At 47.5% G+C, this 12,445-nt stretch carries 12 protein-coding genes; 5 read left to right on the top strand and 7 right to left on the bottom strand.

The features are described 5' to 3' along the window. Nucleotides 1–71: 71 nt before the first annotated feature. Both OCU49_RS19725 and OCU49_RS19730 read right to left on the bottom strand, forming a co-directional pair. On the bottom strand, nucleotides 72–602 hold the full coding sequence (locus OCU49_RS19725) for a MerR family transcriptional regulator (RefSeq protein WP_261842256.1): 531 nt from the start codon (nucleotides 600–602) through the stop codon (nucleotides 72–74). Between the two features lie 12 nt (nucleotides 603–614). Then, a complete protein-coding gene (locus OCU49_RS19730) occupies nucleotides 615–1,031 on the bottom strand; it encodes a hypothetical protein (protein WP_261842257.1) in 417 nt (138 codons plus the stop codon). 665 nt (nucleotides 1,032–1,696) lie between these two features. Here OCU49_RS19730 and OCU49_RS19735 point away from each other — a divergent pair. From OCU49_RS19735 to speB, 3 genes are all read left to right on the top strand, one after another. Then, on the top strand, nucleotides 1,697–2,710 hold the full coding sequence (locus OCU49_RS19735) for a TRAP transporter substrate-binding protein (RefSeq protein WP_261842258.1): 1,014 nt from the start codon (nucleotides 1,697–1,699) through the stop codon (nucleotides 2,708–2,710). A gap of 113 nt (nucleotides 2,711–2,823) precedes the next feature. After that, complete coding sequence (locus OCU49_RS19740; RefSeq protein WP_261842259.1) at nucleotides 2,824–3,735, top strand: LysR family transcriptional regulator; 912 nt, start codon at nucleotides 2,824–2,826, stop codon at nucleotides 3,733–3,735. A gap of 100 nt (nucleotides 3,736–3,835) precedes the next feature. Next, nucleotides 3,836–4,816: an agmatinase gene (speB, locus tag OCU49_RS19745; protein WP_261842260.1), complete on the top strand. Its 981-nt coding sequence runs from the start codon at nucleotides 3,836–3,838 to the stop codon at nucleotides 4,814–4,816. A gap of 57 nt (nucleotides 4,817–4,873) precedes the next feature. Here speB and OCU49_RS19750 read toward each other — a convergent pair whose 3' ends face one another. Beyond that, the gene (locus OCU49_RS19750; RefSeq protein WP_261842261.1) at nucleotides 4,874–5,659 is read right to left on the bottom strand and encodes a hypothetical protein; all 786 of its coding nucleotides are present in this window, start codon (nucleotides 5,657–5,659) and stop codon (nucleotides 4,874–4,876) included. 431 nt (nucleotides 5,660–6,090) lie between these two features. Between OCU49_RS19750 and OCU49_RS19755 the strand changes: the two genes are divergently transcribed. After that, nucleotides 6,091–7,050 (top strand): hypothetical protein, encoded by a 960-nt coding sequence (locus OCU49_RS19755; protein ID WP_261842262.1) that lies wholly within the window; start codon nucleotides 6,091–6,093, stop codon nucleotides 7,048–7,050. A 146-nt stretch (nucleotides 7,051–7,196) separates the two neighbouring features. Here the strand turns inward: OCU49_RS19755 and OCU49_RS19760 are convergent, their stop codons facing one another. Then, nucleotides 7,197–8,303: an alcohol dehydrogenase family protein gene (locus OCU49_RS19760; RefSeq protein ID WP_261842263.1), complete on the bottom strand. Its 1,107-nt coding sequence runs from the start codon at nucleotides 8,301–8,303 to the stop codon at nucleotides 7,197–7,199. A 111-nt stretch (nucleotides 8,304–8,414) separates the two neighbouring features. After that, a complete protein-coding gene (locus OCU49_RS19765) occupies nucleotides 8,415–9,653 on the bottom strand; it encodes an MFS transporter (protein WP_261842264.1) in 1,239 nt (412 codons plus the stop codon). Between the two features lie 126 nt (nucleotides 9,654–9,779). Here OCU49_RS19765 and OCU49_RS19770 point away from each other — a divergent pair, with 126 nt between their 5' ends. Beyond that, nucleotides 9,780–10,400, top strand: coding sequence for a helix-turn-helix transcriptional regulator (locus tag OCU49_RS19770; protein ID WP_261842265.1), 621 nt, complete (start codon nucleotides 9,780–9,782; stop codon nucleotides 10,398–10,400). 74 nt (nucleotides 10,401–10,474) lie between these two features. Here the strand turns inward: OCU49_RS19770 and OCU49_RS19775 are convergent, their stop codons facing one another. Together OCU49_RS19775 and OCU49_RS19780 are read right to left on the bottom strand one after the other, a co-directional pair. Further along, nucleotides 10,475–10,750, bottom strand: a complete 276-nt coding sequence (locus OCU49_RS19775; protein WP_261842266.1) for a cupin domain-containing protein — start codon at nucleotides 10,748–10,750, stop codon at nucleotides 10,475–10,477. After that, a complete protein-coding gene (locus OCU49_RS19780; RefSeq protein WP_261842267.1) occupies nucleotides 10,743–12,434 on the bottom strand; it encodes a choline dehydrogenase in 1,692 nt (563 codons plus the stop codon). Before OCU49_RS19780 ends, OCU49_RS19775 begins: the two co-directional genes overlap by 8 nt. Between the last annotated feature and the right edge of the window lie 11 nt (nucleotides 12,435–12,445).

Consider the following 12,445-nt stretch of genomic DNA (forward strand, 5'->3'; position numbering starts at 1 on the left):
GATTTATTGTTAAATACATAAGTCTGATCGCGAACCTACTTAATCCCAGCCCGAATTCCTTTTAGCTTCTCTTAGCTAACAGTCATTCCCGACCACACCCGTATCTGTCTGATTTCTTCTGCATCAATTCCCAACGACTCAAGAAAATCCTGATGGGCTTCCGGCATCTGTTGTTCAAACTGAACGTGCCAGTTATGTTGTGCTTCGCTATCCATTCCACTAGCTTCCAGTACCGCTACCCAGGCGTCTTTATCCAGCGCACGGGTTTGTGCCTGCATCGCAGGATCGCCAAGCAAACCTAAAAGTATCTGCTGTTGCTCCCGCAATTCGGCTATTTCCTGATTAAGATGCCGTAAACGCTGTTGCAGGATATTTCCCGCAGACTGCGGTTCACTTTCCAGTAGCTGGGCAATTGCTTCCAGTGTCAGGCCTGCCTGGCGATAGCGGCAGATATCCTCCAGCCGCTGTAGATCTTGCTGACTATACAAACGGTAATTTGCAGCACTGCGACCACTTGGCTGCAACAGACCAATTTTGTCGTAATACAGTAAACTGCTGCGGGACAAACCAAACTGACGGCTCAACTCTCCAACGGTATACATAGCTATTTCCTGTTAACTGGCTGCAAATGCCTGAATATCTGGCTCAACCCAGGCAGCCTTTGCTGCATCTGAAAACAACACCTCTCTTCGATAATGCCTCAATAATAATTGCTCTGCATCTGTTACCAGATCACTGTTCATTTCAATAAATGTTAACCAGTCAGAGGCCTTACATTCTGCCTGTCGAAGTACCAGTATCTGTAACAATGCAGTGGTAATGGTGTAATGAAACTTATCAGCGGCATCAAGACTGCCAGCATAACGACGGATACCTGTTACCAGTTTATCCAGTGCTACGGAGATAACGTTGTTCTGCAAATACAGCCAGGCAATTCTGATATGACCACGATGATTAAAATGTGTTGGCGACAGGCTGCAATCTTCAAACTGTGCAACAAACTCACTGTCTTGCAAAATAATATCTGACATTTTTCTCTATCCTTTCCGGTAGTGTATAAAAACCGGCAGCCTAAACTATGAAGTTATAGTCAGGTAAAGGCAAAATCGGGTAAAACAATAACAATCAAAAAAGCCGGTGGCCGGCAGTACACCGATAAAAAATGCTTCACACGCGATAAAGTAATAACTACATGATTTATGACTCAATGACGTCTATTTTCACTCCCATTGGTCTTAGGAAAATCATATATACGCTGCAATTCTGTTACCTTATATATCACGTAACTACCTAGTAGTTTTCCAAATAGAACACACAAATAGTATTTAGTTTTAATTACTAGCGTTACTAAAGGCTGAAACTGTAAAGCATAATATTTGGTACATTTATTAGCCGTCTCCAATAACTTTTGTAACGCTTTCACGGCTACAACCCCCTTGATACCCGAGATATTAAAGAAAAAACTGGTTCATTAAAAACCCAGAAAAACCAATATTACAGCCCCATAAAAATCCCATAATCATGTTTACCTTATGTTTTATTAAGAATATAAAGTTTCCATTTTAAGCAACTAAACATTCATGTTTTTGCATTTAACAAGCAATGTGTTTATTGCAGGATTGGACACAGACTTGGCATAAACAGCGGTCAAACTGCTGCAGGTCTCTGGAGACCAACACGACTATCTGAGGTTTGTATGAAATATAAAAATAACATCGCCACCGCCGCCTCCCTGACCGCCGCTCTGGTCATTGGCAGCTGTACCAGCAGCTTTGCAGCTACCGAATTTAAAATTGCCGGTGGTGATTCCGAAGGCAGCTCACAGCATGCATTTGGTCTGAAATTCGTTGAACAATTAGAAGCAAAAACCAACGGAGAATACTCCGGTACTTTGTTCATGAACAGCCAGCTTGGCAGCGAACAAGACACCGTAGTTGAAGCCGGGCTGGGTACTCTGGATTTCTCAATCCTGGCCATCAACAACGTAACGCCTTTCTCACCAACTGTCGGTATTTTCACTTTGCCTTACGTGATTCAGAGCCTGGATGAAGCAGAGATGCTAACGCAGGGCGAAGTTGGGGCAGAACTGGTTGAGAATACGGTTAAAGACGCAAGCGTTCGTATCGTCGGCTGGGCCTATACTGGTTTCCGGGTTCTGACGAACTCTAAGCAACCAATTGAAACCTTAGAAGATCTGCAAAAGGTCATCGTTCGGGTGCCGAAGAACGAAATCATGATCGATACATATAAGGCTTGGGGTGGTAATCCGACACCTATGGCCTGGTCTGAAACCTTTACTGCTCTGCAACAGGGTGTTGTGGATGGTCAGGACAACCCATATGTAACGGTTGATGCGATGAAGTTTGATACCGTACAAAAGTACGTAACGAACATTCGCTACATCTTCTCTATCGAACCACTGATCATGAGCGAGAGCGTATATCAGGATCAGACGCCTGAAGTACAACAAGCGATCATCGAAGCAGGTAAAGAAGCGACTAAAGACAGCGCTAAATTCCTGACCGCTAACGAAGCTCGCATCAAACAGCGGTTAATCGAAAAAGGTATGGTCATCAATGACCCTGCCAACGGCGAAAAAGAGTGGATTGAAAAGGCCACTATTGCGGTATGGCCTAAACACTACGAAAGCATCGGTGGTAAAGACAAACTGAATCGCGTACTGCGCCTGCTGGGCCGTGACGAGGTTTAATACTGCATATACCTGTTAGACTTCATAAGTAACAGATTGCCCTGTCGGCTCATGCCGACAGGGCTTTTTTCGGTTACTCTAGTACTAAACCCAGTTATTGTATTGTGAGCTTCATGAAACGCACTAGCTTTTCTGGCCAGGTTGCCGACATTGATCTGAAATTATTACGAGTATTCAAAACCGTCGTAGAATGCGGCGGTTTCTCTGCTGCCGAAGTAGAACTAAATATTGGCCGTTCGGCCATCAGCCGGCTGATGTCTGACCTGGAAACCCGTCTGGATATGCATCTGTGCCTGCGGGGACGCTCCGGTTTTCAACTCACCGAACATGGCGAGTTGGTATATAAGACAACCCAGGAGCTATTGATCGATCTTGAAAAGTTCCGCGCTAACGTCAACGCACTTCACCGTCGCTTAGTCGGCGAACTGACACTCTGCCTAACCGATAACATGCTCACTGATGCCAACTCACCAGTCACAGAAGTCTTAGGTACATTCCACCAACAAGAGCCTGAAGTAAAAATCAACCTGCAGGTTGCCTCTCCTAACGAAGTAGAACGGGCAGTGATTGAAGGCAGAGCAAATATGGGAATTATCCCTCAACACCATCTGCTTCCCGGGCTTGAATATCACAATTTGCATACTGAAACATCTTTGTTTTATTGCGGTCAGCGCCATCCATTATTTGCTGTTCCCAACGCTGAACTTGATATGCCACTTATCAGTAAGCATGACTTCATCGCCCCCAGTTATACGCACTTAGTGCTGCTGAAAGAACAATTTCCACAACTAAAAGCTGCTGCTAGCTCCTATCAGGTAGAAGGTATTGCCACGCTGATTCTCAGCGGGCAGTACGTTGGCTTTCTACCAGAACATTTCGCGGCTATCTGGGTAGAGAAAGGCCTTATGCGGGTACTATTACCAACGACACTAAACTACCAGGTCCCTTTCAAAATTATTGTCCGTAGGGATGCCAGACCTAACCTGTTACGTACAGCATTACTGAAAGCATTCAGTGCTACCTAAAAGTTTCCAAACCTGTAAACCTTAGATGCAATAACTATCATTTAACGGAATCTATCTCCCGCTTACAATAAAATTTTTATTGTTAAGATTAGGAGCTCCAATGTCAGTCACACAGGACAAACGTTTCAGCCCACTGGCATCCGAGTCAGTACCACGCTATGCAGGCATTGCTACTTTTATGCGTCTGCCCCACTACAGCATTGCAGAAGCTACTGATGCCGATATAGGCCTGTACGGTATCCCCTGGGATGGCGGGACGACTAACAGGGCTGGTGCCCGTCACGGCCCACGTCAGATTCGTGACTCATCCTCACTGATGCGTAAAGTGCATCCGGTACTGAATCTCAGTCCCTTTAAACTGGCCCGTTGTGCCGATTTTGGCGATGCACCCGTTAATCCTCTGGCGATTGAGCCAACACTGGAAATGATCGAGAACTTTGTTGCCGAGATGGTTGAGCACAACATCATTCCGCTCGGCGCCGGTGGTGATCATCTGGTGAGCCTGCCGGTACTACGCGCGCTGGCCAAGAAACATGGGCCCCTGGGCATGGTGCATTTTGATGCCCATACCGATACTTGGGATCGCTATTTTGGCGACTGTAAGTACACCCACGGTACGCCTTTTCGCCGCGCCATCGAAGAAGGTTTGCTTGATCCGACCCGTATTGTGCAGATAGGTATCCGGGGTGGTTTGTATAGCGAAACAGATGATGACTGGGGGCTAGAACAAGGCATCCGAGTCATGCGAATGGAAGAATTTACTGAACTGGGAGTAGCCGGTGCTCTTAAAGTCGCCAGAGAAGTCGTTGGCGATCAGGCGACCTATATCAGCTTCGATGTTGACTGCCTGGACCCTGTGTTTGCACCTGGCACAGGCACCCCGGAAATCGGTGGCCTGACCACTGTAGAAGCGCAACAGATGGTTCGCGGACTTCGCGGCCTCAACCTGATCGGAGCAGACCTTGTAGAGGTATCTCCACCTTTCGACCCAAGCGGCGCCACGGCTCTGGTGGGAGCAACTCTTATGTGGGAGATGCTTTGCCTGCTAAGTGAAAAAGTATCGTTGGACAGAGCTGAATAGTTCTATGAATTTAAGGCTGGAGGAAAACTTCCACCAGCCTTAAGTAAGAAAGGCCCGCTAAAGGCTGGATACTCCTGCCCTGATCTGTGATCTGAGAATAATCAACTCGGAAAACTCATAAAAGAAGCACACTTTCTGATCGGCAACTGTTACACCACAGTTTTCAGGTTCATCCTCTTCAACGAAAATACTGAAGCTTTCAGCAATATCCTCAACCGGATTTGTTGCCGCATACTCATGCACAAAGTGATTCGTATAACGCCGGTAAACAGTCGCTGCATCCTGAGTCTTAGCAAACGTCAGCATCCCCTTATTCCAAAAACGTTTCACAAAAAGATCAATATAGGAATTATCCTTAGCACAGCCTTCTTCCAGCTCAATAGTCGCTTCACAGGACATATAATCCGCATCAATCTGTTCATGATTAAGTGTCAGAATATGGCCAAACTCATGAATCAGTAAAAAAGCTAAATCCTGCATATCCTGCCGGTCATTCAACTCAACAGACTTCTCATCGATTGATAGCTGCCAGTCACGCAGTTCGCTGTCTACCGCAATGACCGAAGCACCGCCATCATTCTCCGGCCCGTTAACATAGTATTCCTGTACTCTGTAAAGCTGCTTCGCCGGTATAATTGCGGCAAAGACCTGCCAGATTTTCTCTGCCCGGCGGTGATCAATGTCTTCTGGCTGATAACTCTCAGCTTCTTCAATCTGCCCGTCATTTACGAAATATAAGATATAGGCTGAATCATCACTGACAGCAGATTCTGCCCAGGCTGAAGCACCGCTCTGTATTAATAAAACGAAGCTGAGTAGCCCCGCTAAAAACAATCTATACATGTATGTTCCTGTCTTAATTAACCTGTCAGCGGAGAACATCCCGTCACACAAATATAGTCATAACTTCTTACAAGAGAGACCATCAGATAACTTGTGAAGTATAGCGAGCGTTTCTTAACAGTCCGATATATACACAAGCACCCGAGTAAAAATTACGATTCATATCATCGCCGGATAAGTTAGCCAGACACCTTCATGAGGCAAACTATTGCCACCACGCATGTACATAACTCAAACTAACTAACAGCAATGGCAACACTATCTGTTGCGCAAGGGCTGATAACGTAGCCCTGTCACCTGTCCGCCAGTCAAAGACACTAACCGAACCCGGTAATCAGCTCCTGTGGCACGATAACTGCTTTGTTTATATTCATTAATTTTCAAAATTATGCGTCGTAGCAGGTAGTCGCGACTCTACCCGGGGAAAAAGGATGCAAATCAGCAATCAAAATAGCGTCAGTAATACCACTGCACAGGCTTCAACGACTAAAACACCTCAACAGGATTACATCTTCGATACTGTGGATGAAATGATGCAGGCCAGAAACAGCCTGCCAGAAGGCACGACAACCGGTATACGTATCAGCAGCGGCCAGTCAATTATGCACCTCTTGCCATTGCCAACACCCATCGAAGCTTCACGGTTTAACAATATAGAAATGCCCGGGCAGACACTCTATACCCCGGAAGAATACCAACAAAACATGCTCGGGAAGGCCGGACAGCGAGACACCAGCGCTATTATTTACCTGGACGGAAAAGCCGTCGCCATGCATGACAGCCAGGGGGTTACATCCCACAATGCTATTGATACCAGTTCGTTGCGTAACGGCGGCGATTTCAACAGTCTGGTTAGCCAACTGCAATCCCAATATGGCAACCGGGTTCGTGTTGAAAGCTTCGCTCCCGGCAATGGGCCTACCAACGCCGAAGCTTTTCAATTGTTCAGCGGCAAAGATTACCACCAGCACATTGCAGAGCAGGTAGCAGGCATGCGTCAGAAGACCGCAGATAACCAGCGCCGGCAACTTGAATATCAGCAACAGCAATTCGCCTGGAAAAATGCACCTCAGGACAATGTATTCAAAGTAAACGGACAAATAATCGCCAGCGTGGGTGAAGATGGCACAGCCAATATCAGCACCGGTAACCTGCTATACACGATTGATTCGATGGGTAAAGAGCGCGAGGTTGCTAAAAAGCTATTCGCTCTCACAACGGGTCACACGGTCAGCGGAGACGATTTACAAACTTTTTTCGATGAACACTTTGCAGGCCAGAACAGCAGAGAAACGTTCAGCGGTGAACAGCAGCCAACCCGTGAAGATATCAGTAAACAGGCCAACACCCAGTATCTCTCTACCTACCAAGCGATGCAGGCACAGTCCTGACCCAAGGGCGGCGGTGCTTATCCACAACCGCCGCTTTTAAATGATTAGGTAAGTTTTATCCGTTTGTATAAACATACGCCTGATAACTTTTACTTAGCGACTTTTAATTAATAACTTTCACGTTACAACTTTCACTTAACAACATATTACCTACAAACGTAGCCATCATGTTCCGGCACAAGTACAAACTTACCCACATGCTGTTTAGTCAGAAACAACTGTTGTGCAGTAACAATCTCTGCCAACGGAAATGTAGCTGCCAGCAAAGGTTTAATTTCGCCTTTTTCAATGTAAGAAATCAGATTCGGAAACACCGGTTCATCCCAGGCAGTTGTGCCTATCAGGCGAACATCTTTTAAATACATATCACGCATATCCAGGTCGACCACTGGCCCGGCAATCGCTCCGGAAGAGACTAACCGCCCACCCCGCTTCAGCAGTTTGAGCATGGTAGGAAAATTATCCCCGGCAACATTATCCACCACAGCATCCACTGACTGTTCACCTAATATCGCCAGTAAATCAGCATCCCGTGCCAACAACTGGTCCGCACCCATTTCAGGTCCAAGCTCAGCCAGGGCCGCATGTTTATCAGCCCCCGCCACAGCAATCACAGTTGCACCACGGCGTTTTGCCAGCTGCACTGTCGCGGAACCAACGCCGCCAGACGCACCGGTCACCAGCACCACTTCGCCGGCCTGCAGCTGTGCCCTGTGCAGCATATTCTCCGCTGTACCGTAGGCACAGGGAATCGTTCCCAACTCGGCATCACTCCAGTCGCATTCCACCGCAAAGACATCACTGGCAGGTACTTTCACATACTCCGCAAAGGCACCGTCAAAGTCCGACCCCATCCAGACATTGTCCAGACAGCCATAACCATGCTCACGCATACAGGCACGCACCAGCACCCGTTTAGCTAATAGCACTGCATCCACATCTGCTGCAACATCAACCACCTCACCGCAACAATCAGTGCCCTGTATAAAAGGAAATGGCGTTTCTTTATTCCAGCCACCGTCACTTTCCTGGGCTGTCACGCCATCATCAGAAACACTGTTTGTCGATTCAGTCACCGATGATGAATACCAGCCGAGTCGGGTGTTGATCTCAGTATTATTGATGCCGGCAGCAAGTACTTTCAGCAACACTTCACCGGCTTGCAGCTGAGGCATAGGTACATCTTTATACTCCAGACGCTCATAACCACCATTACCTGTGGTCACCACTGCTTTCATTGTTTTCGGCATCATATGCTCTGACCTGTTAACTTACGGATTAGCTGAATATAACAAAAAAGACCGTATCCACCTTACAGCGGATACGGCCAACCTTGATATAACTTTTTGTAAAATCGGCAGAGATCAGGCAAGCACCAACTTAGCTTTAGCTACTGACCGTTTACGTAACCAGAAGCCATAGACAACAAGCCCGGAAAAACACCCAGCGACAACAAATACCCAGTGAATCCCCAGCATAATCAGTACTGACCCCAGCGCGACAGCCCCCAACTCACTTCCCATACTTACCGAGCGGTACATCCCCATAGCCTCACCCTGGCGTGCACCACTCACTTCGTTAGATACCACCAGAGAGGTTGCCAGTTCACTGATGGTCATACCCACACCGGTAAACAGAAGCGTCACCGCGAAGCCTTCCAATGTAGTCATCAGTGGCAGACTGAGCATTCCACCAGCCATCAGACCATGCCCGATCATCCCCAGTACCGAAGTCTTCATTCGGGCCTTTAAACGTGCACCTAACCAACTGCCAAACATCATCGGAATACTGATACATACAGCGCTCCAGGCAATCTCCCGTGGCCCAAAACTAAACACATCGATGGTGTAAACATTAAAGTACGAGAAGTACATACTGATCGCCATGTAACTAAACAGAGTCAGCATGAACAGCGGCGCCAACTTAGAATCCATTAACAATGCCCAACGGGAACTCTCCTGCTGCCGAACGCTGGCCGCTTGTTGCTCTGCCGCATTAGGCTTAATACCCGGTAACCAGACCGCAACCATTACTAAATTTACCAGTACCAGCATCATGCCGAAGATAAACGGCAGGCTGTAATCGTTCCAGGCATACGCGGCATAACCGCCTGTCAGAGGGCCAACAATCCACCCCAGGTTCAGTGCCATGTTAATCCTGGAAAACAATTTTGGCTTGGTCTCCGGGGTACTGATATCTGCGGCGATGGCCTGAGCTATGGCAACATTACTGTTAAAGAAACCTGCTCCCAGGCGACTCAGCACCAGCAACCATAAATCACCGGTATTAATCGCCACAATCATGCCCAGATAACCAATTGCGACACCCGTCAATGTCAGTAACAACACTTGCTTACGGCCAACTTTATCGGAATAACGGCCAAACACCGGGGCACCAAACAGCTGTCCGACTGGATAGAGCAAAATGACCGCCCCCAGCCACCAAACCCTGGCAACCTGATCCAGACCGGTCAGTGCTGTGAACAGATCTTTCTCCGTATCTAAAAATAACGGCGTCAGGACCGGTGCCGGCATACTAAAACCAGCCACAGACAACAAAACCGTCAGGCATATCGCCCACTGTAATGAGGGGGAATAACGCATGAGCCACTCCTTAATATTTGCCACATATTATTAAATAAACTAAATACTTTATTTATTTTGAAATCAGCAACTCATTAAGTAAAGCTTTTTATTGATTAAATAAATCAATCCCGCATAATTGATTTTATGAATGACAGCAGCGATCGTATTCTTTACATACTCAAAACCAAGGGCCCGCAAACCGCGGCAGCACTCGGGAAATATCTGAAAATCACCTCGATGGGGGCACGTCAGCACCTGCAGGCATTAGAAGAACGTCAACTGGTGAACTGGCAGGATATCTCCAGTGGTCGCGGCCGGCCGTCTCGCTACTGGCAACTGACGCCAGAAGCCTGGCAACAATTTCCAGACAGTCACGGCGAACTTGTCATAACGATGCTGGACTCAATTCAAAGCGTATTTGGCGATACCGGCCTGAAACAACTGATCAGCCAGCGCGAGCAACAGCTGGATCAGCAATATCATGCGGCAATGCAGGGCCGTCCGGAAATTCATCAGAAACTCGAAACGCTGACGCAACTGCGTAACAGTGAAGGGTATATGGCGGAATGGCAGGAAGACGAATCCGGCTACTGGTTCATTGAAAACCACTGCCCGATTTGTGCGGCAGCACAGAATTGTCAGAATTTTTGTCGTTCAGAACTACAACTGTTTCAGTCACTGTTTGCTGATCAGGCTAAGGTTAGCCGTGAAGACTATATTCTCGACGGCGCCCGACGCTGTTCATATCGTATAAGCCCTTTATAAGCTCTATAAAGGGCTATTTTTATAACGACATTTTTAATACAGTACTTTTTATTACTGTACTTTAAATTCAACTTTTACAGATATGCATAACGGTTAACGATTGGTGCAGCTATATCCCAGCGACCGGATACACCCGCCCGGATAATGACCCGGTTACCCGGTGCAATAGCGACACTGTCGCCAAACTGAGTGTGAATAACAGCCTCCCCCTGCTGAACAATAAACTGCACATCCTGATCATAGTCATAAGCAAACTCACTAACATCACCACTTTCCCACAGATCCCAGCACTGACAGGCAGCCTGTTCTTCGGCGCTGATATTATGTACTTCAATCATGTTCTCAGACATTCGACACTCCTGCTTGAGTCGCTTTTGGATTTATAGTTTTATCTGCGGCGTCCTGACGGCTAAAAAAGTCCAGATGCTGGGCAGTTAACATAGGTTTTTCCAACAACATATCACTGGCTTTTTCGGCCAGCATAATCGTTGCGGCGTTAATGTTTGCGCTCGGTACTGAAGGGATAACTGAGGCATCAATTACCCGCAGATTTTCCACCCCTCTAACTCGCAACTGGCTATCAACAACAGCCATAGCATCGTCTGCAGCCCCCATCTTGCAAGTACCACATGGATGGTACGCACTGGCAGCATCATCACGGATAAACTCATCCATCGCCTTACCTTCACGAATGTGGATACCCGGAGTATCTTCACGATAATGATAAGGTTTGAACGCCGGTTGCCGGGCGGCTTCCAGCCCCAGATTCATGGCCTCACGCATAACACGCCAGTCTTCTTCTGTAGCCATGTAATTAGGATCAATACGCAACGGATCGGTCACCTTATTACTGCGTAAGCGGACATTGCCCCGGCTGGTAGGTCGCATCGGGCCAACACCAATTCGGTAACCATAAGTCGTCGGAACAGGTATCCAGTCTTTATCAAAAAATACCGGAAAGAAGTGGAACTGAATATCCGGATGAACCGTCTCCGGTGAACTGTTCAGGAAAGCGCCTACATGACACTGATTCACTGCTGCGACGCCTGCCTTAGCCCCAAACCATTGCATACCGGCCCACAACATTCGGTGCGGCTGTAATTCCCGGTTCAATGAAACCGGCTGTTTAGTTTCAATCTGTATGTGGCATTCGAGATGATCCTGCAGGTTCTCACCCACCCCAGACAGATCCACTTTGCAGTCAATATCATGCTCAGCCAGATGCTCAGCTGGCCCGATACCGGACAGCATCAGCAATTGAGGAGAACCAAATACCCCGGCACATAGCAGTGTTTCTTTGTCAGCAGTAACATCTAGCGTCTGCCCCTTATGCTGCACCTGACAACCGGTGGCAATCGAGCCCTGCAAATTTATCTGCAAAATCTGACAGCCGGTCCAGACCGTAAGATTATTCTGTGCCGGCATATTATGCAGATAGGCGAAAGCAGTGCTATTACGTACACCATTCTTCACGCTCATTTCAAACCGGGAGACACCTTCCTGCTGATAGCCATTTACATCATCTGTCAGGGGCCAGCCAGCTTCCTGACCGGCTTCAAGAAAAGCAGCATTTAACGGGCTTAATTGCTCCTGACGCTGTACCCCAACAGGCCCATCTATACCGCGATAACCACTGTTAACAGTGCTGTTTTCAATCTTTTTAAAATAAGGCAAGCAACTCGCCCAGTCCCAACCTTCCGCACCTTCCTGCTGCCAGCGATCATAATCCAGTGGATGGCCCCGCAACCATGTCATGCCATTAATAGATGAAGAGCCGCCTAATACCCGACCACGTGGCTGCTGTATTTCACGATTATTCAAATGCTTTTGCGGCTCAGTATGAAACCACCAGTTATATTTTGAAGTCGGTTTAAAGGCTGAACGCAGCCCTGCTGGCATTTGTAGAATCCAGGATTTGTCAGAACTGCCTACTTCAAGCAGCAGGACCTGATGTCCGGCGTCGGCTAATCGGCGTGCCAGCACACAGCCTGCAGAACCGGCACCGGCAATTATGTAGTCATAACCTGTTTGCATACTTTTATCTC

This window comes from Aliamphritea ceti (genome assembly GCF_024347215.1).
GTDB classification, from domain to species: Bacteria; Pseudomonadota; Gammaproteobacteria; order Pseudomonadales; family Balneatricaceae; genus Amphritea; species Amphritea ceti.